The sequence below is a fragment of the Bradyrhizobium sp. A11 genome (assembly GCF_042077125.1).
Lineage (GTDB): Bacteria > Pseudomonadota > Alphaproteobacteria > Rhizobiales > Xanthobacteraceae > Bradyrhizobium > Bradyrhizobium japonicum_B.
The window spans coordinates 4,159,734-4,184,748 of record NZ_CP149509.1 but is presented as its reverse complement, the minus strand read 5'-3'; the positions used below and the strand labels follow the sequence as shown (position 1 = coordinate 4,184,748).

The 25,015-nt window shown below is 59.5% G+C and carries 22 protein-coding genes; 18 read left to right on the top strand and 4 right to left on the bottom strand.

Going from position 1 to position 25,015, the window contains the following annotated elements:
- Window positions 1-11 precede the first annotated feature (11 nt).
- On the top strand, window positions 12-881 hold the full coding sequence (locus WI560_RS19560) for a VOC family protein (protein WP_375304473.1): 870 nt from the start codon (window positions 12-14) through the stop codon (window positions 879-881).
- Window positions 882-918: 37 nt separating this feature from the next.
- Window positions 919-1,386 (top strand): PaaI family thioesterase, encoded by a 468-nt coding sequence (locus WI560_RS19555; RefSeq protein ID WP_375304472.1) that lies wholly within the window; start codon window positions 919-921, stop codon window positions 1,384-1,386.
- Window positions 1,387-1,470: 84 nt separating this feature from the next.
- Here WI560_RS19555 and WI560_RS19550 read toward each other — a convergent pair whose 3' ends face one another.
- A complete protein-coding gene (locus WI560_RS19550) occupies window positions 1,471-2,637 on the bottom strand; it encodes an acyl-CoA dehydrogenase family protein (protein ID WP_375304471.1) in 1,167 nt (388 codons plus the stop codon).
- 508 nt (window positions 2,638-3,145) lie between these two features.
- Here WI560_RS19550 and WI560_RS19545 point away from each other — a divergent pair.
- Window positions 3,146-4,129, top strand: a complete 984-nt coding sequence (locus WI560_RS19545; protein ID WP_375304470.1) for a quinone oxidoreductase — start codon at window positions 3,146-3,148, stop codon at window positions 4,127-4,129.
- On the opposite strand, the gene WI560_RS19540 is transcribed toward WI560_RS19545, so the two are convergent.
- Window positions 4,122-4,496 (bottom strand): VOC family protein, encoded by a 375-nt coding sequence (locus WI560_RS19540; protein WP_375304469.1) that lies wholly within the window; start codon window positions 4,494-4,496, stop codon window positions 4,122-4,124. The two genes, WI560_RS19545 and WI560_RS19540, sit on opposite strands and share 8 nt — an antisense overlap.
- 223 nt (window positions 4,497-4,719) lie before the next feature.
- On the opposite strand from WI560_RS19540, the gene WI560_RS19535 reads away from it, so the two are divergent.
- The 7 genes from WI560_RS19535 to WI560_RS19505 all read left to right on the top strand — a co-directional run bounded on the left by WI560_RS19535 (window position 4,720) and on the right by WI560_RS19505 (window position 11,933).
- The gene (locus tag WI560_RS19535; protein WP_375304468.1) at window positions 4,720-6,399 is read left to right on the top strand and encodes a methyl-accepting chemotaxis protein; all 1,680 of its coding nucleotides are present in this window, start codon (window positions 4,720-4,722) and stop codon (window positions 6,397-6,399) included.
- 150 nt (window positions 6,400-6,549) lie between these two features.
- Complete coding sequence (locus tag WI560_RS19530; RefSeq protein WP_375304467.1) at window positions 6,550-7,566, top strand: NAD(P)-dependent alcohol dehydrogenase; 1,017 nt, start codon at window positions 6,550-6,552, stop codon at window positions 7,564-7,566.
- A gap of 189 nt (window positions 7,567-7,755) precedes the next feature.
- Entirely contained in the window at window positions 7,756-8,499 is a 744-nt protein-coding gene (locus WI560_RS19525; protein ID WP_375304466.1) for a glutathione S-transferase N-terminal domain-containing protein, read from the top strand.
- Entirely contained in the window at window positions 8,496-9,095 is a 600-nt protein-coding gene (locus tag WI560_RS19520; protein ID WP_375304465.1) for a 2-hydroxychromene-2-carboxylate isomerase, read from the top strand. Before WI560_RS19525 ends, WI560_RS19520 begins: the two co-directional genes overlap by 4 nt.
- 108 nt (window positions 9,096-9,203) lie before the next feature.
- Window positions 9,204-10,406: an acyl-CoA dehydrogenase family protein gene (locus WI560_RS19515; protein WP_246916538.1), complete on the top strand. Its 1,203-nt coding sequence runs from the start codon at window positions 9,204-9,206 to the stop codon at window positions 10,404-10,406.
- Between the two features lie 18 nt (window positions 10,407-10,424).
- Window positions 10,425-11,552, top strand: coding sequence for an acyl-CoA dehydrogenase family protein (locus WI560_RS19510; RefSeq protein ID WP_375304464.1), 1,128 nt, complete (start codon window positions 10,425-10,427; stop codon window positions 11,550-11,552).
- A 120-nt stretch (window positions 11,553-11,672) separates the two neighbouring features.
- The gene (locus tag WI560_RS19505; RefSeq protein ID WP_375304463.1) at window positions 11,673-11,933 is read left to right on the top strand and encodes a hypothetical protein; all 261 of its coding nucleotides are present in this window, start codon (window positions 11,673-11,675) and stop codon (window positions 11,931-11,933) included.
- Between the two features lie 9 nt (window positions 11,934-11,942).
- Here the strand turns inward: WI560_RS19505 and WI560_RS19500 are convergent, their stop codons facing one another.
- Window positions 11,943-12,950 (bottom strand): NAD(P)H-quinone oxidoreductase, encoded by a 1,008-nt coding sequence (locus tag WI560_RS19500; RefSeq protein ID WP_375304462.1) that lies wholly within the window; start codon window positions 12,948-12,950, stop codon window positions 11,943-11,945.
- A gap of 475 nt (window positions 12,951-13,425) precedes the next feature.
- Between WI560_RS19500 and WI560_RS19495 the strand changes: the two genes are divergently transcribed.
- The 3 genes from WI560_RS19495 to WI560_RS19485 all read left to right on the top strand — a co-directional run bounded on the left by WI560_RS19495 (window position 13,426) and on the right by WI560_RS19485 (window position 17,764).
- Complete coding sequence (locus tag WI560_RS19495) at window positions 13,426-14,688, top strand: cytochrome P450 (protein ID WP_375304461.1); 1,263 nt, start codon at window positions 13,426-13,428, stop codon at window positions 14,686-14,688.
- 283 nt (window positions 14,689-14,971) lie between these two features.
- Window positions 14,972-16,072: a helix-turn-helix transcriptional regulator gene (locus tag WI560_RS19490; RefSeq protein WP_375304460.1), complete on the top strand. Its 1,101-nt coding sequence runs from the start codon at window positions 14,972-14,974 to the stop codon at window positions 16,070-16,072.
- Between the two features lie 294 nt (window positions 16,073-16,366).
- The gene (locus WI560_RS19485; protein ID WP_375304459.1) at window positions 16,367-17,764 is read left to right on the top strand and encodes an aldehyde dehydrogenase family protein; all 1,398 of its coding nucleotides are present in this window, start codon (window positions 16,367-16,369) and stop codon (window positions 17,762-17,764) included.
- Between the two features lie 161 nt (window positions 17,765-17,925).
- Here the strand turns inward: WI560_RS19485 and WI560_RS19480 are convergent, their stop codons facing one another.
- Window positions 17,926-19,164 carry a cytochrome P450 gene (locus tag WI560_RS19480; RefSeq protein WP_375304458.1) on the bottom strand — a complete coding sequence of 413 codons (1,239 nt, stop codon included), beginning with the start codon at window positions 19,162-19,164 and terminating at the stop codon, window positions 17,926-17,928.
- Between the two features lie 141 nt (window positions 19,165-19,305).
- On the opposite strand from WI560_RS19480, the gene WI560_RS19475 reads away from it, so the two are divergent.
- The 5 genes from WI560_RS19475 to panC all read left to right on the top strand — a co-directional run bounded on the left by WI560_RS19475 (window position 19,306) and on the right by panC (window position 24,530).
- A complete protein-coding gene (locus tag WI560_RS19475; protein WP_375304457.1) occupies window positions 19,306-20,517 on the top strand; it encodes an ABC transporter substrate-binding protein in 1,212 nt (403 codons plus the stop codon).
- Between the two features lie 92 nt (window positions 20,518-20,609).
- Window positions 20,610-21,707, top strand: a complete 1,098-nt coding sequence (locus WI560_RS19470; protein ID WP_375304456.1) for an NAD(P)-dependent alcohol dehydrogenase — start codon at window positions 20,610-20,612, stop codon at window positions 21,705-21,707.
- A gap of 600 nt (window positions 21,708-22,307) precedes the next feature.
- The gene (gene panD, locus WI560_RS19465; RefSeq protein WP_375304455.1) at window positions 22,308-22,763 is read left to right on the top strand and encodes an aspartate 1-decarboxylase; all 456 of its coding nucleotides are present in this window, start codon (window positions 22,308-22,310) and stop codon (window positions 22,761-22,763) included.
- A 25-nt stretch (window positions 22,764-22,788) separates the two neighbouring features.
- On the top strand, window positions 22,789-23,661 hold the full coding sequence (gene panB / locus WI560_RS19460) for a 3-methyl-2-oxobutanoate hydroxymethyltransferase (RefSeq protein ID WP_375304454.1): 873 nt from the start codon (window positions 22,789-22,791) through the stop codon (window positions 23,659-23,661).
- Between the two features lie 17 nt (window positions 23,662-23,678).
- A complete protein-coding gene (gene panC, locus WI560_RS19455; protein ID WP_375304453.1) occupies window positions 23,679-24,530 on the top strand; it encodes a pantoate--beta-alanine ligase in 852 nt (283 codons plus the stop codon).
- The last annotated feature ends 485 nt before the right edge of the window (window positions 24,531-25,015 follow it).

Sequence of the window (25,015 nt, the reverse complement as noted above, 5' to 3'; positions counted from 1 at the left end):
AGGAGGTTCGAATGATCGAGCTGAAGGAGATCACCTACGTCAGGCTGGGCACGGCGGACCTGGAGTCGGCCGAAAAGTTCGCCACGAGCTGTCTCGGACTGGAGGTGTCGGATCGAAGCAGAAAGGGCGTCTATCTTCGGTCGGACGAGCGCGCCCACACACTTTACTATTCGGATGGCAATCCGGAGGAGCAGACTGTCGGTTTCGAGGTTGAAAGCGAGGAACAGCTGCAGGCGGCTGCCGCTACATTGGAAACCCTGGGTCACGCTGTACATGCCGGGACAGCGGAAGAATGCGCTTCGCGGATGGTGAAGGCATTCATCGGATTCAAGGATCCGACGGGCAACAGCATCGAATTGGTGGTGCGCCCAGATCTGAGTGGTCGCCGGTACTTCCCGACCAGGGACGTCGGGATCACGGGATTCAGCCACATAGGGCTGAACACGACGAACCCGGTCCGGGACGAGAGGTTCTGGACCCAGGTCTGCAATGCCAGGGTGAGCGACCGGATTGGAGATCTGGCGTTGCTTCGCGTAAACGCGATACATCATACGCTCGCGCTTGCCCCTGCGACCCGGCCCGGGATTCAGCACGTGAACCACCAGGTCGCGACGAACGACGATGTTCTGAAGTCGTACTACTTCCTGAGCGAGAAGAACGTACCCATCATCTTCGGGCCTGGCCGACACCCCACGTCAGGAGCACGCTTTCTCTATTTCACCGGTCCGGACGGCATGACGTTCGAGTATTCTGTCGGGGTGGACGAGATCGAGGACGAGGAGACGCATCGTCCGCGAAGCTTCGCGTTCGAGCCGACGAGCATCTGCATGTGGGGATCGAAACGGATCGGCGCAGGCATTCCGATGCCGCCCAAAAACTAGTTCTGTAGCGGCTGCCGCGAAGGAGACGGATCGAAGCATGCAATCTTCTTCGACGACGAGCGAGCAAAACGGAGATGTTCCGGAAGGGTTCGTTACCGTCCGGAACGCGGGTGCTTTCGCCGATCGGAATGGGCCACTCTATTTGCGGCTCTCCGATTCCACCTTGGGGTTTTGCGTTTCGTCAGCGCATTGCAATCCCCTCGGTGTTTGCCACGGCGGATGGCTAGGTACCTTTCTCGACATGCAGATGCCGTTGACGGCGATGCGAGAAGGAGGCTTGGAAAGCCAATTCTTGCTGACGGTGAGCCTGTCCATGGACTTTCTTGCGTCCGGCACAAAGGGCTCTTGGGTCGAAGGACAGGCGACGGTGTTGAAGCGCTCCAAGACCCTGTTCTTCATCCAGGGACTGGCGGTGAGCGGTGGGATTCCGCTGCTCCGCGCGAGCGGCGTCTACAAGATGGTTCCCGCCGACCGATCTCGCGATGTACCGAAGGAGTTGAAGTGACAATCTCCCCTTCCGCGAGGGTCATGGAGGCAAGCGGCGAAGAGGGACGATGCGCACCTCTAAACCGCCTGCGCCCCGACGTTGTCAAAACAGCGTCTCGCCTCGCGTGCGCCTTGCCGCAAGATCTTTGGCGATGATGACCTGCTGGATCTGGCTGGTGCCCTCGTAGATGCGCAGCACTCTTACGTCACGGTAGAGCTGCTCGACCATGTAATCCGCGATATATCCGTTACCGCCATGCACCTGAACAGCTCGGTCTGCCACTCGGCCGACCATTTCGGTGGCGAAAAGCTTGCACATCGATGCCTCGCAGGTGATCCGCTCGCCGGCCACCGCCTTTCGCGCGGCGGTCTCCACCATTCCTCGTGCGGCGAACGCTTCGGTCAGGGAGTCAGCGAGCATGGCCTGCACGAGCTGATGGCGCGATATCGGAACGCCGAACTGTTGCCGTCCGTTAGCGTAATCGGTCGCATTCTCGATCAGGCGGTAGGCCAGACCGACGCAGCAAGCAGCGATGAATAGTCTTCCTCTATCGAGCCCCTTCATCGCTGCGTCGAGACCGACCCCGGGCTTTCCGCCCAGGAGAGCATCATCCCCCACGTGGCAATCCTCGAAGACGACATCGCATATAGGCGCTCCATGTTGCCCCATCTTGCGTTCCGGTTTTCCGATCTCCATGCCGCGGGTGCCGGGTTCGACGAGAAATCCGCTCAATGAAGACTTTCCAGTCTCGTCCGTCGTCCGGGCAAATACCGTAAAGAGACCTGCGAAGTTCGCATTGGATATGAAGCGCTTCCGTCCGTTGATCGTCCAGCCCTGGCCCGACCTTTTGGCCGTGGTCTTCACCGCCTTTGCATCCGAACCGACGTCAGGCTCTGTGAGTGCGAAGGCGGCAATCAGTTCACCACTGGCGAGCCGGCTCATATAGCGTTCCTTCTGCCCGGAGGTTCCAGCGTGCCGAAGGCATTGACCGGCCACGCCGTTGTGGATGCTGATGAAATTCCGCATGGCGGGGCTGGCCCGTCCAAGCTCGAAACCGATCAGCACCTCCTGCAACGCATCGACGCCGAGACCGCCATACTCCTCGGGATAGGTTAGGCCGAAAAGACCGATATCCCGCACCTCCTGCAGGAGGTCCGCCGGCGGGCGCTCAAGGCTCGCTATCTCGCGCTCCCGCGGAATGAGGCGCTCGGCGACGAAGCGTGCGACGGTGTCGCGCAGCAGCGAGAAGGTTTCGGAATCTATGGCCATGGGTCGCCTCGCGGAGAGGGGTGATGTTGCAGAACAAATCGCACGAATGTGCGAAGATCGATAATACGGCTTTTCGCACTTGGCAACCGGCCGCAGGGGGAATGGAGGAGTTGCACGATCGTGCGAAATGTGGATAGCTAAGCAAATCGAGGACGCGTCGGGAAAGTAGATGCCTTTGAGCCCTCAGGCGCACGGTACGCCAACCAGCTGCCAAGCCCTCTCCGTCAGTTTATCGAGATGGAGGGGTGCCGCCGTGCTCGGTACCGGCGCTTTCGAATCGCATGTCGAGGCCGCTGGTCAGGCGGCGAGGTTGCAGGACAATGGCCCTCGGCCTGTTGCGAGGAGGGATCTGGCGCAGCCGCGATGGCGTCTATGGATATCGACGTTGCTGGAGTTTTGGGGGCCGGCGGCGTGCATTGCCGGGGCGAGCTTGCTGGACGATGTCCATCAGCCGCGGCGGACGGCCCTGGCGTCAGCAGGTTGACAATTTGCGATCCGGAAGAAGCGAATGACGCACGCGATAAGAGTGTACGAGCATGGTGGTCCGGAGGTCATGCGGTGGGAGCTTTGCGATTTCGGCTCGCCCGGTCGCGGCGAAGTTCTCGTCCGGCACGTCGCCGTCGGCGTAAACTTCATGGATATCTCACAGCGGCGGGGGCGCTCGCCGATACCCATTCAACTGCCGGGCGGTTTAGGCAACGAGGGGGCCGGCATAATTGAGGCAGTCGGACCCGGGGTCGCGGATCTGGCGGTCGGTGACCGGATCGCCTATGCAGGTGGCGGTGCAGGCGCCTATGCGGAGCGACGCGTGATTCCCGCCCACCTGGCAGTAAGACTTCCAGACGAGGTCGCCTTCGAACAAGCCGCGGCCATGATGCTGAAGGGCATGACCGCCCAGGCCCTTGTGAAACGGATTCACAACACGAGGGCCGGAGAGACGGTTCTTTTCCACGCGGCGACCTCCGGGGTCGGACTGATAGCCTGCCAGTGGCTAAAGCATCTCGGAGCGCGAGTTATCGGGACGGTCAGCTCGACCGACAAGGTTTCGCTGGCGCAAGAGCACGGTTGCGATCATGTGATTGTATACAGGCAGGAGAATTTCGAGGATCGGGTGGTAGAAATTACTGGCGGAGCCAAGGTTCCGGTCGTATTCGATAGCCTTGGCGCGGCAACTTTCTTGAAATCGCTGGACTGTATCCAGCCGCGGGGCCTCGCCGTTCTCTACGGGCAGGCGTCCGGTCCGGTCGGACCGATGGATCTCGGCCTGCTCCAATCGAAGGGATCTCTCTTCGTCACGCGACCGAGCCTCAGTGCGTACACGTCGGACCGAGCGAGCCTCCTTGCGACCGCTCATGACCTGTTCGATGTGGTACGAAGCGGAGCGGTGAAGATCACGTTGAGGGGCAGCTATCCGCTACGCGAGGCCGCCGCGGCGCATCACGAAGTGGAGCGACGGAAAGCAGCCGGCTCGACGGTCCTTCTGGTTAATTAGGGCATTTCCCCGACTTCGGAGCCGGCCGGTCCGCGTCAAGCAATGTTATCACGTTCCCAGCAGGGTCGGTGATGTCCATCTCGTACTCGCGCGTCCAAGGTGCGCTTGCTGCGGTGCGAGACAAGTGACCGCTCGAGACGAGATATCGAAGGCATTCCTGGATGCCGTGAACGTGAAATCGGATGTTCGTACGTGTCTCCGCCAGCGCTCCCGGAAGAGGCACCAATTCGATACGCTGCTGCCCGGCCACCGTAAACACCTTGACCCCGTCGGCGCGAGGCTCCTCCTCAAGACCGAGCCCGTCCGTGTAGAACCAAATCGTCTTCTCGATCTTCTCGACCGGCACCATGATCCGGATGGTGTTCATCGGAACGATCCCTTGCAGTGGGGTACTTCACGCATTCTGCGGCGGCGTCATTCTAGCACCGCATCGGGGCAAATCCATCGCATTTTGCACGATCGTGCGGCGCGGAAGCTGCCACCTCTCGATAATTGCACGGTCGTACGAATAATTTACCTGAAATTCACGACAGATGACCAATAAAGCAGCTGGGATATGCCGGCCGCGGCCGCTTGTTTGGGGGCAAGAGATGTTCACTAAGCTATCGATCCGGACCAAGATCGTGAGCGCCTTCTGCGTGATTGTGGCCGTGGCAGCAGGCCTGGGGCTGTTCTCCATTCGGCAGATGGAGCACATCAACCAGCGTACGGTCGACATCGAGACGCGCTGGCTTCAGCGTGTCAGGCTGGCCGGCGAATTGAGGGCTTGGACGCTGACCTATCGGGGCGTAGTGAGGGCCCATATCCTGGCGGTTGACGCTGCGGGGAAAACCGCCATGGACAAGAATTTCGACCTCCTGATGGCGTCTTTGCAGACGACCTTCAATGCTTACGAGCCCATGTTGTCTGAGGGTGAGGAGAGATCGCTTTATGATCAGTTCAAGGCTGCTTGGCTCAACTACTACGCTGGCACGCAAGAGGTTTTGGTTGCGTCGCGAAAAGGAAATGAACCGGCGGCGCGGGACCTTCATGCGAAGATATCTCCTTCGGCTTTGAAGGCGGACGAATTTCTCGCGAAGATCGTTGCATTCAACAATCGCGGAGCTGAGCAAGCTGGGCGGGCGGCGGCCGATACTTACACCTCGGCCTATCGCTGGGTCTTGGCCGGGCTCATCTTGACGATCATCACCGGCTTGATGACGGCATTTACGCTGACGCGAGATGTGTCGCGTGGCATTGCTTCGGTGATTGCTCCGATGCGAGCGTTAAGTGGTGGCGATTTCACGGTTGGGATCCCTCATCAGGGAGAGCGGACGGAAATCGGAGTTATCGCAGATGCCCTGGGGATCTTTAGAGATGCGCTGAAGGAAAAGAAGGCGGCCGATGATGCGGCGTTAGCGAGTTCCCGGGCCGAAGTGCAGCGGTCCGCCAGGATCGAGCGCGTTACGGTCGCGTTCGAGAGCACAATTGGAGAGGTCGTGCGCTCTCTGACATCTTCATCTGTCGATCTGGAGGCGGCTGCCGGTACGCTCAAATCAAATGCCGCTGTCACGCAGGCTGGTTCCGAAGGCGCGGCTGATGCCTCCAAGGAGGTGTCGGCCAACATCGGCTCGGTTGCCGGCGCTACGGAAGAGATCAGTTCCTCCGTCTCAGAGATCGGCAGGCAAGTCCAGGAGTCGAATGCAATCGCTCAGGAGGCCGTGCGCCAGGCGAAGGATACCGATGTGAGCATCTCGACTCTCGTTGCGGCCGCGGCGCGGATTGGCGACGTCGTCCGTATGATAGGCGCCGTGTCCGAGCAAACCAATCTCTTGGCTCTCAATGCCACGATCGAGGCCGCCAGGGCGGGAGAGGCCGGTCGAGGCTTTGCAGTCGTGGCCTCCGAGGTCAAGGCGCTTGCCTCCCAGACATCCAAGGCGACCGAGGAAATTGCGGCGCAGATATCCGAGATGCAGGCAGCGACCGAAAATTCAGTGCGTACGATCAGCCAGGTTGGCGCCACGATAGGTCGAATGTCTGAGACGTCTTCGGCAATCGCCGCGGCGATTGAGGAGCAGGGCGCCGCGACGCGGGAAATCGCCAGGAACGTTCAATACGCGGCGGCCTGCAGCGGCAACGTATCCAGAAGCATTTCAGAGGCGAGCCAGGGCGCCGCGCGGACAGGGGAAGCTTCCAATCAGGTTCTGTCGGCAGCTCAGCTCCTGTCCAAGGAGAGCGACAGGTTGAAGGGCGTCGTAGAGGAATTCCTGACCGCCGTTCGCGCGGCCTGAGGCAAGGCGAGCCGCGCTTGCCGAGGTTCGTGATGCGCGAGGTCCCCGCTTGCTTCGTTCCTTGAACCATGTAAAATCGCACGATCGTGCGATAATGCATGGGCCGGGCCGATCTATTCGTACGCCGGGGGTCAGATAGGAGGAATGGGATTGAAGGCTTACGAGCTACATGATGCCTCCGGAATCTCTGGCCTGCGACTTGTGGATAGGCCGCTGCCCGCCTGCGGACCGCACGATGTATTGGTTCGCATCCGCGCTGTGACGTTGAACTATCGGGATCTTCTCACTGTCAAGGGCGGATATGGCTCGCGTCAGAAGTTCCCCCTCGTGCCTTTGTCTGATTCTGTTGGCGTAGTGGAAGAAGTGGGGCAGGGCATCACGAAGTTTCGCCCCGGAGACCGGGTGATAGCCAGCTTCTTCGAGAGTTGGCTCGGCGGCGATCCAACGACGGAAAAGCTGTCGCGCGCATTGGGCGGCTCCGTTGAGGGCGTCCTCGCGGAATACCGCGTTTTCGCAGAGAGCAGCCTCGTGGCTGCACCGATGCATCTATCCGACCCGGAGGCGGCGTGCTTGCCATGTGCGGCTCTAACCGCCTGGTGCGCAGTGGCAAAGTTCGGGGGGATCGGCCCGGCAGACGTGGTTCTCACCCAGGGAACGGGCGGCGTCTCGCTCTTTGCGCTTCAGTTTGCCAAGTTTTCGGGAGCGCAGGTGATTGCGACCTCTTCCAGCGAAGAGAAGCTTTCCAAATTGAAGGCGATGGGAGCAACCCAGACCGTGAACTACAAGAAAGTGCCTGAATGGGGCAAGCTCGCGCGAGAGATGACAAACGCCCGCGGCGTCGATCTGGTCGTCGAAGTGGGGGGCGTTGGGACATTGAACGAATCGATACGAGCGACGCGGATCGGGGGCGCGATCGCCCTCATCGGGGTCCTCGCGGGCGGCGCAACGAGCGAGCTCCGTTTGCCTCTCATCGTCATGCAGCAACAGCGCATCCAGGGCGTGACTGTGGGGTCCGTCGATGATCTCCGCAGGATGGTTGCCGCCGTTTCAAACAACAAGATGCGGCCCGTCGTCGACAGGATTTTCCCCTTTGAGGCAGCAAAGGAAGCGTTCAACTACATGGCTTCCGGGAAACACTTCGGAAAAGTGGCCATCTCCGTGGGATGAGCCCAGCTGAAGGGTTGAACTGATGATCCGGCACTCGACGCAACGAGCGAAGACAGCAGAATGCTTCCGCGAAGTTCGAGCATATGACGGCGTGCACGAGCCGATCTTCGGCATCTGTCATCAGGGGTTGTTGGACGACCCAACGTCCGCGTCGGGCCGACCCGAACTCCGGAAGGGGAGCTCGACCGATTGATAGACCTTTATTTCGCGCCTACGCCAAACGGGTGGAAGATCTCGATCATGCTCGAGGAGCTTCGGTTGCCATACCGGGTGCTTCCGGTCGACCTGCGCGGTGGTGGCCAGTTCGAACCAGGGTTTTTGAAGATCAGCCCGAACAACCGGATTCCGGCCATCGTGGATCACGCCCCAAGCGACAGCGGAGACCCGCTATCGGTGTTTGAGAGCGGAGCAATATTGATCTATCTCGCCGAGAAGGCGGGTCAATTGCTGCCTTGCACTGCGAGAGGCCGCTCCGGCGTCGTTCAGTGGGTATTGTGGCAAATGAGCGGCTTCGGACCGATGCTTGGCCAGCACGGTCATTTCGCCCTCTACGCGCCTGAGAAGATCCCCTATGCCATCGACAGATATCGCGACGAGGCAGCCAGGCTGTACGGCGTGCTCGATCGCCAGCTTGCTGCAACGGGTGCGTATGTCGCCGGCGATTATTCGATCGCGGATATTGCTTGTTTCCCCTGGGCCATGACCCACAAGGCGCAAGGGTTCACGCTCGATGACTTTCCGGCCGTAAAGCGGTGGTACGCTGAGGTAAGAGCCAGAAGCCAAGTGCAGGCAGGGCTTGCCGTGGGGAAATCTGTCAAGGAACCGCTCGACGAAGAGGCGCGCCGCAATATCTTCGGTGAGCGCGCCAAGCAACTGCTCACCAGCAGAGGCGACGGTGGACTTCGAAAAGGTAGAGGAACTCAGGCCGAATGATCGAATTCTTCTTCGACTGTTCCAGTCCCTTCACTTATCTCGCATTTCATAACATTCAGCCGCTGGCGAGGGAGTTCGGCGTCAACATCGTTTGGCGGCCTATCCTGGTGGGCGCCGTCTTCAATACCATTAATCCGTCGGTGTACGCCAGGCGCGACAATCCGATTCCAGCGAAGACGAACTACCTGAAGAAGGATATCGGCGATTGGGCCCGTGCGGCCGGCCTTGCCATCAAATGGCATCCCGCCGTTTTTCCTGTGAACAGCGTCAAGGCCATGCGTGGCTGCATATGGGTCGGCAAGGAAAAGGCGGTGCCCTTCGCACGCGCAACGTTCGAAGCCTACTGGGGTTTCGACCAGGATATCGCGCAGGATGATGTCTTGAGTGATATCTGCGCGAGAGTGGGGATCGAGCCGAACGAGTTCTTCGCCGGCATCGCCAGGCCGGAAATCAAGGATGAGCTCAAGGCCAATACCGCCGAGCTGATGGAGCGTGGCGGCTTCGGCTCGCCGACCATGTTCGTCGGAGGTACGGACATGTACTTCGGCAACGACAGGTTGGCTCTGGTTCGCGAGGCGCTGGCCCGCCGGGGGTAAGAGACCGGAGAGGGACATTTTCCCAGTTGCGATAATCGCACGACCGTGCGAAAAGGAAGGCGGCCGGTGAGGTAGACTCCGGCCCACGAGGCGTAGAGGAGACGAGCGATGGACTTCAATCTGCCGGCAGAGGATGATCCTCGACGCGTTGAGGTGCGGAAATGGTTCGAGGCGAATCCCAATCCGACCTATGCTCAAATGGCCAAGCAGGGATACGTCGTGCCGCATTGGCCTGCTCCCTGGGGGTTGAGTGCCGAGCCTGAGTTGCAGCTCATTATCGACCAGGAGATTGAGCGCGCCGGTGTCGTGCACCCGATGAAGGTCAATTCGATCGCGGTCAATCAGTGTGGACAATCACTTCTGACCCACGGGACCGAGGAGCAGAGGCAGAAGTTTCTGCCGTCGGCGCTCGCATGTGAAGCCAAGTGGTGCATGCTCTTCAGCGAGCCATCCGGTGGATCGGATCTGGGTGCGATCAGAACGACGGCTCGGAAGGAGGGTGATCACTATGTGATCAACGGTCAGAAGACCTGGAATTCAGTCGCCAACAAGGCGAAGCTGGGCGTTTTGATCGCCCGCACGGATCCGAGCGTACCCAAACATAAGGGCATGTCGGTCTTCCTCATTGACATGAAAACTCCAGGCGTGGAGGTCAGGCCCATCGTCGATATGACGGGGGAAGAGCCAGAGTACAATGAGGTCTTCCTGTCGGATGTCCGTGTGCCGGCTGATCGACTTCTCGGAAGGGAGGGAGACGGATGGCGGATCGTATTGGAACAGCTGCAGACGGAACGCATGGGCATGACGAAGCCGGGGGCCGTGTGGGGCTTTGGTCCCACAGCGCGCGAACTCATGACCGGATTGATGGAGACGGGAAAGATCAAAGATCCGCTGGTTCGCGACGAAGCGGCGAAACTCTACGTCGAGGGGGAACTGCTGAGACTACTGACCTACCGCAACCTCAGCAACCGCATCAACGGCAAGCCGGCGGGTCTTGAAGCGAACGTCGGGAAGATGTTGGCTTCACCACATGGACAACGGCTGTCGGACCTCGCCAAACGAACGCAAGGCCCGGAAGGAATGGTCCGAAAGCCAGACGTGTTGCCGTTGCCAAAGGGCAATTACGGGCTCTTCAGCAATTGGGACTACTCTTACTGGTTCGCCCCTGCTGCGACGCTCGGCGTCGGTACCCAGGAGATCCTCAAAAACGCAGTATCAGAGCGGATGTTGGGTTTGCCTCGCGATGTCGATCCGACCGCCAGAGTACCCTTCGACGAGAGCGCGCGCACACCGCTCAAAGCCGCGAGCTGAGGATAAGGAGTAGTCAGCATGAATTTTACGCTTAGCGAGGAAAACGAGGCTCTGCGGGACGTGGCACGGAACTTCCTTGCCAAGGAAACCAGCCTCGCGAAATTGTTGGTTCCGGGCGCGACTGTGGAGCAATCCGGATACGATCAGCTTTGGCCGAAGATTGTCGAACTGGGATGGCCGGGCATCGTCATTCCCGAGCGCTTCGGCGGCCTCGGAATGACCTATATCGATCTCATCATGATCGTTGGCGAAATGGGCCGGGCCTTGGCCGCTGCACCCTTGTTCGGCACGCTCGCCGGAGCCTGGGCGATCGAACGGGCCGGCAGTGAAAAGCAAAAGGCGGAGCTGCTGAGCGAGGTGGCTGCCGGCAAATTGAAGCTGGCACTGGCCGTTTCGAACTCCGACGGATCGATCGCAGCAGAGCAATCCGACGCCACGGCTCTCAAGGATGGTGGATCCTATCTTGTGTCGGGCAGTAGGTCGTTCGTGGTGGATGCGCAATCCGCCGACAAGATCGTCGTCATGGCCAAAGTTGGCGCCGACGACAAGTTCTTCTTGATCGACAGGAGCGAAGAAGGCATCGCCGTCGAAGTTCTGGACTGGCGAGATCCGACGAGGCAGGTCTGCTCTCTTCGATTCAGCAACGCGCGCGGCAAGCTGCTCGAGGAATCCGGGCCTGACACATGGGGCTGGATCCGCAATCGTCTGTATCTTCTCCTTGCGGCCGAAAGCGCTGCGGGAACGGAGAAGGCTCTGGCCGATGCCGTCGCTTACGCCAAGGAGCGCGTCGCCTTCGGCCGTCCAATCGGCTCTTTCCAGGCGATCAAGCACCAGTTGGCGGAGGTGGCGGGCATCAGCGAATGCGCGACCGCCGGCGTGCACTATGCCGCATGGGCGCTGACCGAGGACGACGCGCGCGTCGATCTTGCCTGTGCGATGGCCCAAAGCTACGCAAGCGAGGCCTATCGGGATGCAACCCACCGCAATATCCAGGTCTTCGGCGCGATCGGGTTCACTTGGGAGATGCCGAACCACTTGTATTACAAACGGGCGCGCGCCAACGCCGAATTGCTCGGAGCGCCGCGGACGCAGCGCGAAGAGATCGTGCGCCTGATCGAGCACAATGCCAAGCTCCTCGCAGCCTAATGGCTGCGGGCGGGGCATCCCCTACTTGCGACACGCGGTCCTGAAGCACCGAAGCCTCTGCTCTCGTCGGCTGCGGTCGCTGTGACCCTCCATTAGTCTGGCTGGAGACCGGCACGGTGCTTGGTGCTTGCGCTGGACCTTCCTTGGCTCCGAGGAGATCTTGAAAAGGGGTACTTCGTGTTCACAAAGCTGAACGACGAGAGCCTCGTCGCCCACTATGAATCGATCCGAAAACAGGTGGATCTCGACCGGTTGCTCGTGAATAGGGGTATAAAGCTCGTCTTCGCTCACGGTGAGGCGGTGAAGAAGCGGGCCGGCGATCTCGAAAGCGAGTTGGCCAGTCGAAAGATCGCAATTCGGCCGATCGAGTGGTGCTTTTGAGACGCAGCTCTAGCTTGAGCCGACCTCCAGCACGATCTTGCCGATGTGGCGGCCGCTTTCCATGTGGCGGTGGGCCTCGGCCACCTGATCCAGCGAAAAAGTCCGGTCGATCACCGGTTTGAATGTTCCTTGCCGAAGGAAGGGGATGGCGTTCGTTTCAACCGCATGGGCCAGGCGAGCCTTGTCTTCCACAGACCGCGGCCGAAGAGTTGAGCCGGTGTAGACGAGACGCTTGAGCATCAGGATGCGGAAGCTGGCTTTGGCGACGGCCGAATCCATAAATCCGATCTGTACGATACGTCCTTCAACCGCGGCCGCCTCGAAATTCTTCTCGATGTTCGCCCCACCAACCATGTCCAGGATGACGTTGGCGCCCGCTCCGTTGGTCGCGTGGAGCACCTCGAGCACGAAATCGTCATTCTTGTAGTCGATTGCGACGTCGGCGCCGAGTTCCCGGCAGATGTCGCATCGCTTCTCGGAGCCCGCAGTGACGATGACCGTCGCTCCAAATGCCTTGGCAAGCTGAATCGCGGTGACCCCGATTCCCGAAGCGCCTCCATGCACGAGCAACGTTTCCCCGGCTTGCAGGTGGCCCCGTTGAAAAACGTTGTGCCAGACCGTCATGAAGGCTTCAGGCACCGCCGCGGCCGCGAGCATGTTGAGCCGGGAGGGAATGGCGAAACTGTGAGCTTCGTGAGCCAGGCAGTACTGTGCATAGCCGCCTCCCGAAACGAGCGACATCACGTTATCGCCAAGGCTAAAGCGCGAGACGCGGTTTCCCCTCGCAACGATTTCGCCTGCGACCTCCAAGCCCAAGATGTCGCTTGCTCCGGCGGGAGGTGGGTAGTGACCGCGTCGCTGCGCGACGTCGCCCCTGTTCACTCCGGCCGCGGTCACCCTCACCAGGACCTCGTGCGGACCCGGCAGGGGGATCGGACATTCTTCGATCAAGAGGGCCTCGGGACCGCCCGGCACGGGGGCCCTCACTGCAAGCATCGTTGAGGGGAGCTTCGGCACGTCGGTCCTTTCGTTGCACCCTGGCAAGACCAGCCCCCTAGAGGCGGATCGCTGCCGCTTCATCTGCTATGCGCTCAATCGGGCGGCCATCGGTTTGGCTCAGCGGCGGTCTTGACCAGACTATCCGCCCAGTAGCTGCGAGGAACCCATAGGCTCGCTGACTAGTCCAGATCAAAGGGCGCCCTATCCTAGGGAAATAGGTGCCGGCTGCGGTTTCGGATTCTCGGCCTTGTCAACGCGTTCGAGCGAACGTTCGACTCCACTGTTTGCAGGTAATTCGAGCAGCAATAATGAGGAATATTCGATCATTCGCGGATTGACAAGAAAAATAGCACGATCGTGCGAAAAGAGCCTGCCGGGAGCCCGCCGGGTGGTTCGTCGTAAACGATTGCACTGCCGGCACGAATTTTTGCACGACTGCGCCGGTAGGACCTGTCCCTTTGCGCTAGTCATATCCAAAACCGGGAGGGACCATATGCAACCGCGACGGCTGGACGACATCATCGTCGATCCCCAAACTTACGCTGCTCCGGAGGCTTACGAGGAGATCTTCGCCAAGCTGCGATCCGAAGAGCCAGTACGCTGGACCGAGCCCGAAGGCTATCGGCCGTTCTGGTTAGTATCGAAATATCACGACGTGCTGGAAATCGAGCGCCAGAACGACAAGTTCATCAATTGGCCGCGGCTCAACCTCGTGTCGGTCGAGGAAGAGGAGAAGGTGCGGGCCGGCTCAGGGAAGGGGAGCACAAATCCACTTCGGATGCTCGTCAACATGGACGATCCGGAGCATCGCCCCCACCGTGCTATTGCTCAGTCGTGGTTCATGCCGCCAAACCTTCGCAAGCTGGAAGGCAATCTTGCGAACTTGGCCAGGGAATTCGTCGACAAGATGGAAGAAATGAATGGATCCTGCGATTTCGTGAATAGCGTTGGCGTATGGTATCCGCTTCGCGTCATCATGCAGATCCTTGGTGTCCCTCGCGAGGATGATCACAAGATGCTTGCGTGGACCAAGGCCGTAACGGGATCGTTCGACTCCGAGATGAGCGGCGCTCTTAGCGGCGTCGCATCGCGTCAGGCGGCGATCCAGGAGTTCTTCCGGTATTTCGGCATACTGTCGGCAGAGCGGCGCAAGAATCCGACCGATGACCTGGCGACCGTCATTGCCAATGCCAAGCTCGACGGCAAGGATATCGGCGAATTTCAGGCGTCATCCTACTACTTCATCATAGCAACGGCCGGGCACGATACGACGAGCTCGACCGTTGCAGGCGGGCTGCTGGCGTTGTTGAAAAGCCCCAAAGAACTCGCCAAGCTGCGGAATAACCTTGATCTGCTCCCGGCGGCCATCGAGGAGATGCTGCGATGGGTGTCTCCGGTCACGCACTTCTTTAGGACGGCGACCGAGGACTATGTCTTGCGCGGAAAGCATATCAAGGCCGGCGACTCCTTGATGTTGAGCTATCCTTCGGCAAATCGCGACGAGGACGTCTTTCCGGACCCGTTTGCTTTCAAGGTGGATCGCACTCCGAACCGTCACGTGGCGTTTGGCTACGGCCCCCATCTATGCCTTGGCATGCATCTGGCCAAGATGGAGATGAAGGCGCTGTACCGGGAATTGCTGTTGCGCCTCGAGGACATCGAGCTTGCCGGAGATCCGGCCTGGATCAAAGCGAACCTGGTCACGGGCCTGAAGCGCCTGCCAATCCGCTATAAGCTCCGGCCAAGCGCGGCCTGATAGCCGCTGTTTTTCTGAAAGAAGCTGCGGAAGGAGTTCGACCGCGGGCTCGGGTGAGGGGCCGCGATGCGCCTTCGCCGGCGCCCGTCGCGATCGCTTCCAGCGGTCGCACGACCGGGACAGGAGCTTTAGTTCTGGATAGTCGGCCGTTCCACGCTGCGACATTCTCGGTATGACTCCCTATTGACCAAATCCGCACGAATGTGCAAATTGGTGGAAACAACAGGTTCGGCAAAAGAACCGGGCCCCATCGGTTGCGCGTGGGTTGAAGGGAGGGAGTCGTATGGAAGGCTACCTGGCCTCGGAGCGGACGGTTTCGCGGGACGTAGAAGCGAGCCAAGCTCCGAACGAGCCTCGCCGTATTCGGCCTCTTTCTGTTGGTGCAGGGCCGGAAATGCCCCAGACTTTCAGAAGACCGATCGAGCCCAGCTATCTTGGCTCCAGCTATCTTGGCTATCGATCGTTTGCCTCTGCGGATGATTGGTTCGAAGCCATATCTCCGCATTTTGTCGGTGCACGATTTGCGCAGCGAACCGGGCGGATTTCCTTGAGCGCTCGCTTCGACGCAATCGCCGATACGACGCTGGTGGACATGCATGTGCGTCAGTCCGGCTTTCGGCAGGGGCAGCGCGGCTTTTACGTGGAGGGATGCGCGAAGCATCGATATTTCGCGCTTTGGCAGGCAAAGGGGGCGGCAAGCCTCGCGCAGTCCCGTAACGTGATAGATCTGACCGCCGGCCGTTGGGTGCTGGTCAAAGCGACATCACCTTGTGAATTCGGCGTGCGGGACGGCGGACGATGCATCGGGATCATGTTGCCCGAACGGCAGGTCGGACGGTGGGCGGATCTCATCGGAGATGGCGGTCGCGTTCTGTCCCCGTGCGAAGATAGTGACATGGCTGCAGCGATGTTGATCGAGTTCCTGGAGCGGTCGACCCAGCTCACTATGCGGGCCCAGCAGTCATTCGAACTGTTGTTGGTCGATTTACTGGACTCTGTCCTGGATAAGTCTGCACCGACATATCAGGGCAGGGGCAAGTCGGAAGTGCTGCCGGCGAAGCTACGACGCGCGAAGGAGTTGGTCGCAGCTCAATTGAGTAACCCAGCACTCAGACCGGAAGACATCGGGCATGCGATCGGGGTCTCTCGTCGTGCCTTGTACAATTTGTTCGGCCAGATAGGCGAGACTCCTATGGGATACGTCCGGGAGCAGAGACTAAAGGAGGCCGCGCGCCGTCTGCGCAATTCAAGTCTGACGGACGCCACAGTCACCAGCATCGCCTACGATCTCGGCTTTGCGGATCCATCGCACTTTGCGCGTTTGTTCCGCGCGCAATACGGAATGAGTCCGCGGCAATGGGGCAATGCGGCAACTGATCGATGAGCCGCGAATTCTGTTGGGGTGACAAGAGGCTTCTCATGGCTTGCGCCGCCATGCGCGACGATTGCATCTCTTGCACAAACTTGTGCACGCACGCACCGGACTCGATAGTCGCGAGAGAATATTGATCGTCTCTCGGTCCTGGTCGGGCGACTAAAAGCTATGCCATTCAGCACTGGAGCGCGGAACCCGTCCGGACATCTTCGACGGATCTGGGCTTGCGTTCCTGAAGCGCGCTTACATCGGCCGTTCCTTTCCAACCAGTCGCAACCACACCCATATTGAGCGGAGGATGTCGTGGCTTTTAGTCTTCTCATCGGCGGACAAATGGTATCGACGCGTGAGACTATGGATGTCATCAACCCGGCGACAGAGCAGGTGCTTGCGAAGTGTCCTGTCGCCTCGCGCACTCAACTCGATGACGCCGTGGCGGCGGCCAAGCATGCCTTCGCGGCCTGGAGCGAGACCCCGATCGGAAGGCGCAAGGATGCGGTTCGTGCTGTCTCGGACATTATAAAGAACAATGCCGCCGAGCTGGCGCGTTTGCTGACCCAGGAGCAGGGCAAGCCGTTGGGCGACGCCACGCGGGAAGTCATGGGCGCGGCGATGTTCTTTCGCAACTTCACCAACATGGAGTTGCCGACGCGGAACGTCAACAGCGAGGGCCGAAAGGTCGAGTTGCACCGGCGACCTTTGGGCGTGGTGGGCGCGATCGTGCCCTGGAATTTTCCGCTTGTCTTGATGGCCATGAAGGTTGCTCCCGCACTCATCATGGGCAATACGGTCGTGCTCAAGCCGGCGCCATCTACGCCGCTTTCAACTCTCAAGCTGGGCGAGCTGATCAGGGAAGCATTGCCGCCAGGTGTGATCAATGTCATCGCCGGCACCAACGATTTGGGGGCATGGCTGACGGCCCATCCGGACGTTCGCAAGATTTCGTTCACGGGATCGACGGCCACGGGTACGAAAGTGATGCAGGGAGCTGCCTCCACGCTGAAGCGCATCACACTCGAGCTGGGTGGTAACGACGCCGCGATCGTCCTAGATGACGTTGACCCGAAGGAGACCGCGCCGAAGCTGTTCCAGGGCGCCTTCACCAACAACGGTCAAATCTGCATCGGCATCAAGCGCCTGTATGTTCACGACAAGATCTACGATGCGATGTGCGACGAACTGGCCAACCTTGCCAAGGGAGCGGTCGTTGGCGATGGCCTCGCGCAAGGAACGCAATTGGGGCCGATGCAGAACAAGTCACAATACGAAAGAGTGCTTAAGATAATTGCGGAAGCCAAAGGGCAGGGCAAGGTGATTGCCGGCGACAGGCCCTTTACTGGACCCGGCTACTTCATCTATCCGACCATCGTTCGCGACATCGCTGAAGGTACGGAGCTGGTCGATGGCGAGCAGTTCGGGCCGGTACTACCAGTGATCCGCTATACCGATCCTGATGATGCCGTGGCGCGTGCAAACGCCTCGCCATACGGCCTGGGTGCGTCGATTTGGTGCGCAGAGCCAGACCGGGCGTATGAGTTGGCCAGGCGCGTGGAGGCGGGTACGGTGTGGGTGAACAAGCATGCCGATATGGCACTCGAAATTCCGTTCGGGGGCGCCAAACAGTCCGGCATAGGGGCGGAGCTGGCCGAAGAGGGCTTGGCGGAATTTACCCAACTGCAGGTCATTAACATGGCGTCGTGACCTGGAACGATTCTCTCCGCAAGAGCTCCCTCGAAAAGCTCTGGCGACCTCTGACGACGTTTCTATTCGGTTCGGCCAACTGGGAGAAGCTGACTATCCTGCTGCAACGACAAGAGAAGGCCGCCGAGCCTGTTCGGCGACTTTCTCTTTGCTAGATCCGTTCAATTCATGCGGTACGAAATCGGCAGGCTCTTTAGCCCTCCAACGAAATTGGTAACCAGCCATTCAGGCTTTCCATTCAGCTCGAGCTGTCCGACCCTGGCGACGATTTCCTTCAACAGGGCGCGGATCTCCATTTTGGCCAGCATCTGACCCAGGCAGAGATGAATGCCATAACCGAACGCGAGGTGACGGTTAGGGCTACGATCGATGCGGAATGAAAACGGATCCACGAACGCGTCTTCGTCGCGGTTGCCGGACCAGTAGCAGAGCATCAAGGAGTCCCCGTTCTTGATCTTCTGTCCGCGGAAGATGCAGTCGGCCGAAGCTGTCCGGAAGAAGTGCTTTACCGGGGTCACCCAGCGTATTCCCTCATCGACGGCCGACGGGATGAGCGATGGATCGGTCCGGAGCCTGGCCAGTTGGTCGGGATGGTCAAGCAGCGCGAGGAGCAGCCCGGACAGGGATGAACTCGTCGTGTCATGGCCGGCAGTCGCTATGAGAAAGTAGTAGGAGCTACGATCGAAATCGCTGATGGGCTTGCCGTCGATCTCGGCATTGGCGAGCAGACTGGCGAGATCGTCCCTCGGCGTCTTGCGTCGCTCGTCCGTCAGGTTCTTGAAATACTCGAAGAAACCGCGAACCGCACTGGTTGCATCTTTCTTTCCGTCCTTGTTCACGTCCGGATCGGCGCCGCCGAAATGCTCCTGCGTTAGCCGAAGCATCAGCGCCTCATCTTCAGGAGGGACGCCAAGGATCATCATAATCACGCGCAGGGGGTACCACATCGCGATATCGCGAGCGAAGTCGCATTCAGAGCCCTTTGCGGCCATTCTGTCTACGAATTCCGAGGCAAGCCTGGCGAGGCCTTCCTCCAAGGAACGGAGCTTCGCCGGCATAAACCAGGCCTGCGTGAGCTGCCGATACAGGCGGTGATCCGGCTCGTCCATATGCACGAGCGTACGGACCGCCTGCACCGAACCCGTCAATTTGCGAACCTGCTCCTCTTGCTCGCGCGTGCGCAGCAGCGTTCGAGGTGCATTTGCAAACAGGTCGGATTGTTTTTCGATGTCGAGGATGTCCGCATGTCTGCTCACAGTCCAGAACGGTCGACATGCGGATGGTTCGGTCCAACGGACAGGGGCCTCACTCCTCAATGTTCGGAAGAGCTGGTGATACACGCTCGGGTCGGCATACGTCCGAGGGTCGGCGATGGCATCATCTACGTTTGCAGCATGCATGTGGCGTTTCCAAATTTGGCCTGCCGAAGCGGCTCGTTCTATGGCCGGTCTCCCGACCTGGCCGCTTGCAAGTATCGCACGATCGTGCAAATCATATAGAAAGTGACACGACATACAAGATCGATCTATGGGGGAATGCCGATGTTGAGACCAGCATCATACCGAGGAAATGCTCTACGGTTCTGGTTGATAGCATTTCTTGCTGCAGCCCCCTTTTGCGGAGGCGCTGCCGCGCAAAAGCTGTATGGCCCCGGCGTATCAGACACCGAGATCCTGATCGGCCAGACGGCGCCATATAGCGGGCCCGCGTCAGCCTTCTCGCGGATTCATAAAACCGAAATCGCCTATTTCGACTATCTTAATGCGAAGGGCGGCATCAACGGACGGAAGGTGCGGATCCTGAGCTATGACGACGGATTCAGCCCTCCGAAAGCTTTCGAGCAGGTTCGCAGGCTCATCGAGCAAGACGAGGTTGCCGGCATATTCAGCTTGCTCGGCACCGCAATCAACATCTCCGTCAGACAATACCTGAATGCCAGGAAGGTCCCTCAGCTGTTTGCTGCGGCCCAATCAAGCAGCCTGGCCGATCCCCAACGCTTTCCCTATACCATGGGATTCCTGCCGACATTGCGTTCGGAGGGGCGGATGTACGGTGAACACATCGCCGCCACGAAGCCGACGGGAAAAATTGCGGTCATCTACCAGAACGACGACTTCGGTAAGGATTTGCTCGCGGGCCTAAAGGAAGGGCTCGGCGCTCAACGCGAAGGAGACATCGAAGCGCAGCCTTTCGAAGTGACGGTACCAACGATCGACGGACAGATTGCCGTCCTTGCGGCCTCGAAACCCGCAGTGCTGCTGGTGTTCGCGTACCCTAAACACGCTGCCCAGGCAATCAGGAGAGTGCATGAGTTGGGGCTGAATGTCGTGAAGTACGTCTTCAGCGGAAATGGCAGCACGTCGACTGTGCAGCCTGCGGGGGTTGACGCATACAAGGGCGTTCTCAGAGCCGCCTTTTTCAAGGAGCCGACGGACCCACGATGGAAAGACGATCAAGAGATGAAGGATTGGCTGGAATTCGCGAAAAAGTACATGCCCGACGCTGATCCGACCGACTATCTGAACTCCTCCGCGCTCGCCTTTGCAAAAGTGCTCGAGCAGGTTCTTCGTCAATGTGGCGACAACCTGACGCGAGAAAACATTCTCAAGCAGGCACAATCGCTGCGCGATTTTCCGCTCCCGCTCGGTCTGCCTGGCTCTCTGGTCAATACGAGCCCCGCCAACTATGAGCCGATCAAGTACATGGAGCTGCAGCGTTTCGACGGCATGACGTGGGTGCCCGTCGAGAAATAGGCCGGCTTGCCTGCACCTGCGGGTGCAGATCGGGCCAGCAGGACCGTCCTGCACAAACGTTCCTTTGTGAATCATCATCGAGCGAGCCAGCCATGAAAGTATTTGCCGCGGTTGCGAGGTCCTCTGAACAGCCATTTGCGATCGAGGAATGCGAGCTCGTTCGGCCGTCAGCCGGCGAGGTCGGAGTGAAGGTTCATGCATGTGGCATCTGTCACACCGATAGCGCGGCGAGGCTTCAACACCTTCCAGTGCCGTTTCCGCAGACCCTTGGTCATGAAGGCTCCGGCGTCGTCGAAGAAGTGGGGAGCGAAGTCACCTCGCTTGTGCCGGGCGATCATGTGATCATGACGTTTGGCTCCTGTGGTCGCTGCGAAAGCTGTGCGAGCGCCAGGCCAGCATATTGCGACGACTTTCTTGCGATCAATATCGCCGGCAAACGGGACGGAGGGGCGCCGCTTCGTCAAAACGGACTGCCCATCGGACAGCATTTCTTCTCGCAGGCTGCCTTTTCCACTCACGCGATCGCAAATCCGCGAAATCTGGTGAAGGTGGACCCTTCGCTGCCCCTGGAATTGCTTGCCCCATTGGGCTGCGGAATACAGACGGGGATGGGAACGGTGCTAAATGTGCTGAAGCCTGCGCCTGGAACTGGAATCGCAGTGTTCGGCGTGGGCGCAGTCGGCATGTCGGCGATCATTGCGGCGAGAATCGTGGGATGTGGCCCCATCATTGCTGTGGACCTTGTTCACGAGCGCTTGGAAGCCGCTCGCTCTTTCGGGGCCACCCACGTGATCGACGGACGCTCGGCCGACGTCGCGCTGCAGATCAAGGCGATCACAGGAAAGGGCGCGCATTTCAGTATCGATACGACCGGCCATCCACCGGTAATTACCGAGGCGACCAATTGCCTTCGGAAGCTTGGCGTAGGAGCCCATCTGGCTGCGCCCCCCAGGGGAACACAGTATTGCATCCCATCTCATGTGCTCTCCGGAGCCGGTCTCACCTGGCGGGGCGTGGTTGAAGGAGACTCCGACATTCAGACATTCATACCGGAGATGGTTAGGTACTACCGGACAGGCCAACTTCCCCTTGATCGAATGGTGACCACGTACCCGCTTGCGTCGATCAATCAGGCGATTGCGGATTCAGAATCCGGAAAGGTTCTGAAGGCTGTTCTTGTCATGCCCTGACGGTCGAACTTCACCCGCACCCGACCGGCCGTATCTTATGCCTGATGACGTCATTGCCGGCTGCCAGCTCGCACCGGCGGCTGGCCGATACCTCGCGCAACCAACGAGTTGAGGTCCGGATGAGCCATTTTTCCGCTGTGCTCGGCGAGTGCCTAGCCTCAGCGCTGCAATCAAGAGGGGCGGCGCCTGGCAATCAGCGCCGGTCACGGCAGTTTGCGCCCGGCTTGAGCGAGCTGTTTTCTATGTGGTTCTTGTCGGCGGCGGCGTCGGCAACGTTTTGCCAGGAAGTTGAGAGGAGGTTTGCTTTCGGGATGATGAAGCAACACTTCAGCGCCGTTGCACGCCTAAGGCGTTGCTGGTTGCCGATTTGCCATTTCGTTTGTTTATCTCGGCCCGGCGTCCCATGGAGCTTCCATCCGGCGGTGCCTTCGCACGACCGAATAACCAACCGAGTATGTTTCGTTCGATGATCGCGCGATCATTAGGAGATCCCAGTACGTCTTCAGTCGTTTTGAAGACGTCGATTTCTTTTTTTCTCAGCCAATTGACAGTGTTGTCGCGCAGTCTCTAGGACCCCACCCTCAGCTCGACGGTGTTCAGATGAGAAAAGTACTCGCTGCAAAGCTGCACGGCATCCATGTTACGGAGGCCGATCTTCAATACCACGGCTCCGTTACTCTCGACCCCGAGCACTGTCACGAGGCCGGCATTTTGCCGATGGAGTTCGTGGAGATCTGGAACAAGAACTCCGAGGCACGCATCTCGACATATGTCATTTTTGGCAAACGCGGCTCGCGCTGCTGTGTCCTCAACGGTGCCGCTGCGCGGACCTGCCAGGTAGGTGACCCACTGATCATCTGCAGTTCGGCATACCTGGACGAGCGGCAAATTGTTGATTTGAAGCCAAGGATTCTCTCGTTCGATCGCAGCAATCAGGTTACTGATCGCCTGACCTACTCGGTCTCCTTGGACTCTGCGGGAAACTACGGTTTTGAAATATTAGGCGAGCTGGGCGACACCAAAGCCTTGCCACTTCGCGGTACAGGATCGAATTGAGATCATCGATGGATGGGAATCGGAAATGAGCCATGTTTCGGAGCAGCCGGCTGAACGTGTTACGATTCCCGTTCTGCAGCGGTGGAAGGAGGAGAGGCGGCGTCTCGTCATGACCACCGCTTACGATGCGGTCGCGGCACGTATCGCGGACCCCGCCGTCGATATCATCCTGGTCGGTGATAGTGTTGGCAACGTTTGCCTAGGATTTGAAAACACACTGCCCGTCAGCGTAGCGATGATGAACCATCATCTTGAAGCCGTTGCTCGCACCAAGCCTCGTGCATTGCTCGTCGCCGACATGCCGTTTCTCAGCTATCACCTTAGTGTCGAGGAAACCATACGGAACGCCGGCGGATTCCTGCAGCGAGGCGCCGCGGCGGTGAAGCTCGAGGGCGGAGGAAACCGTATCGAAGTGGTACGTGCCCTGGTCGACTGCGAGATACCCGTGATGGGCCATCTCGGTCTTACCCCGCAGAGCGTCAATGTCATGGGTGGCTTCAAGGTGCAGGGACGTAGAGCCGATGAGGCGCTGCGTTTGCTCGATGATGCTCATCGTCTGGAGCAGGCCGGCTGTTTCGCGGTGGTGCTGGAAGGAATTCCAGCCGAGCTTGCTGCTCGAGCCACGGAAATCCTGGGCATACCGACGATTGGAATCGGCGCTGGTCCAGGCTGCTCCGGTCAAGTGCTCGTGTTTCACGATGTGCTGGGCCTGACTGAAGGTCGCCGTCCCAAGTTCGTTCGCGCCTATGTTGAGGGATTTCAGCTGTTGCATGATGCGCTTTTGCGGTGGGCGGCAGATGTCCGCAGCGGTGGATTCCCGGGCCTCCAGGAGTCCTATCGGCTTCCCGAAGGCCTTGGCGACGCAATCGCAAACTGGGCGCCCTCCGACGCAGCCTGATGAGGTAATAGCTCGACATGCAAACAATTGTGACGGTCTCTGGGCTTCGCCAGACGCTCGCTCAGGCGCGTCGCGCCGGTGGACGGGTCGGATTCGTGCCGACAATGGGTTATCTCCACGACGGCCACCTCGCGCTGGTTGCGGCGAGCCGCGCGCAATGCGAGGTGACCGTTGTCAGCATTTTCGTCAATCCCACTCAGTTCGGACCAAACGAGGATCTCAGTACTTACCCGCGCGACTTCCTGCGCGACGAGACACTGTGCCGCGATGCCGGTGTCACGATCCTTTTTGCGCCGGATGCACAAGAGGTCTATCCGACTCAATTTGAGACCTACGTTGAGTCGGGCGAGCTGGCGAAGCCATTGTGTGGCGCTTTCAGGCCAGGACACTTTCGGGGTGTTGCGACGGTTGTTTGTAAGCTGTTCAACATGGTGCAGCCGGACGCCGCGTTCTTCGGACAGAAGGACTTTCAGCAATGTGCGGTCGTGCGTCGCATGGCGATCGATCTCAATCTTCCCATTAAGATCATCACCGTCCCAACCGTTCGTGAACCCGATGGGCTTGCGATGAGCAGTCGCAACCGGTACCTCAGCGAGGAAGAACGCCGCCGAGCCCTTGCCATCAGTCGTGGGCTGCTCGCCGCCGTTGATGAATTTCGTTCGGGGGAGCGCGACGTGGAAAAGTTGGTCGCGATTGCCAAGAGGCATTTGGAGGTCGTGGACCGGCTCCAGTACCTCGAACTTGTTGACGGCGATACACTCAAGGCCGCTCACAGTCCGCTGCGCCGGACTGCGGCACTCTGTGCTGCAGCCTATGTCGGTTCGACCCGGCTCATCGACAACGTTATGCTCGCGTTGCCAAGTCCGTAGGGCAATTCAATACTAGCGGAACACACGCCGGCCTATTCGACCGAACGTTTCGTGGCGAGTCTGAAATCCCAGTTGCGACCGGTCCGCCAGCAGAAGTATCTAGTATCGCTGCCTTCGAGAGTTGCTGACTGCAGTGGGGGGCGACGGCAATTCTGACCGCGCGCCAAGCCGGCTTGAGGGGGCTGTCGCAGCCTGGTCACTTGCGCCTCCGCAACCCCGAGTCCGTATGAGCCGGCGAGCCCAGGCGGTCTGATCGTTGCGGCCAGTGCACCCTCCATCAGCCGTCGAGGGCCGCGGCATATTTGCCGAACCCCGCGGCCGGCAGGACTACGTTATCAGGCTCTCCTGGATCGACGTTGCGAGCATCGATCCGGTGCCGTCGTGAATGCGGGCGATCGACAATTAACGGCCACTTTCCGCGCACGGATTCTCGGTTTCGAAATACATCCAGCCATCGGATGAGTTCGTGCGGAGCCAGATCTTCT

Bases quoted from the DNA above. Each gene is read 5' to 3' on its own strand.
- WI560_RS19470 (WP_375304456.1), top strand. From the start codon at position 20,610: ATGAAAGTATTTGCCGCGGTTGCGAGGTCCTCTGAACAGCCATTTGCG.
- WI560_RS19480 (WP_375304458.1), bottom strand. From the start codon at position 19,164: ATGCATGCTGCAAACGTAGATGATGCCATCGCCGACCCTCGGACGTAT.
- panB (WP_375304454.1), top strand. From the start codon at position 22,789: ATGAGCCATGTTTCGGAGCAGCCGGCTGAACGTGTTACGATTCCCGTT.
- WI560_RS19490 (WP_375304460.1), top strand. From the start codon at position 14,972: ATGGAAGGCTACCTGGCCTCGGAGCGGACGGTTTCGCGGGACGTAGAA.
- WI560_RS19495 (WP_375304461.1), top strand. From the start codon at position 13,426: ATGCAACCGCGACGGCTGGACGACATCATCGTCGATCCCCAAACTTAC.
- WI560_RS19515 (WP_246916538.1), top strand. From the start codon at position 9,204: ATGGACTTCAATCTGCCGGCAGAGGATGATCCTCGACGCGTTGAGGTG.
- WI560_RS19475 (WP_375304457.1), top strand. From the start codon at position 19,306: ATGTTGAGACCAGCATCATACCGAGGAAATGCTCTACGGTTCTGGTTG.
- WI560_RS19540 (WP_375304469.1), bottom strand. From the start codon at position 4,496: ATGAACACCATCCGGATCATGGTGCCGGTCGAGAAGATCGAGAAGACG.
- panD (WP_375304455.1), top strand. From the start codon at position 22,308: ATGAGAAAAGTACTCGCTGCAAAGCTGCACGGCATCCATGTTACGGAG.
- WI560_RS19555 (WP_375304472.1), top strand. From the start codon at position 919: ATGCAATCTTCTTCGACGACGAGCGAGCAAAACGGAGATGTTCCGGAA.
- WI560_RS19550 (WP_375304471.1), bottom strand. From the start codon at position 2,637: ATGGCCATAGATTCCGAAACCTTCTCGCTGCTGCGCGACACCGTCGCA.
- WI560_RS19535 (WP_375304468.1), top strand. From the start codon at position 4,720: ATGTTCACTAAGCTATCGATCCGGACCAAGATCGTGAGCGCCTTCTGC.
- WI560_RS19520 (WP_375304465.1), top strand. From the start codon at position 8,496: ATGATCGAATTCTTCTTCGACTGTTCCAGTCCCTTCACTTATCTCGCA.
- WI560_RS19560 (WP_375304473.1), top strand. From the start codon at position 12: ATGATCGAGCTGAAGGAGATCACCTACGTCAGGCTGGGCACGGCGGAC.
- panC (WP_375304453.1), top strand. From the start codon at position 23,679: ATGCAAACAATTGTGACGGTCTCTGGGCTTCGCCAGACGCTCGCTCAG.
- WI560_RS19510 (WP_375304464.1), top strand. From the start codon at position 10,425: ATGAATTTTACGCTTAGCGAGGAAAACGAGGCTCTGCGGGACGTGGCA.
- WI560_RS19545 (WP_375304470.1), top strand. From the start codon at position 3,146: ATGACGCACGCGATAAGAGTGTACGAGCATGGTGGTCCGGAGGTCATG.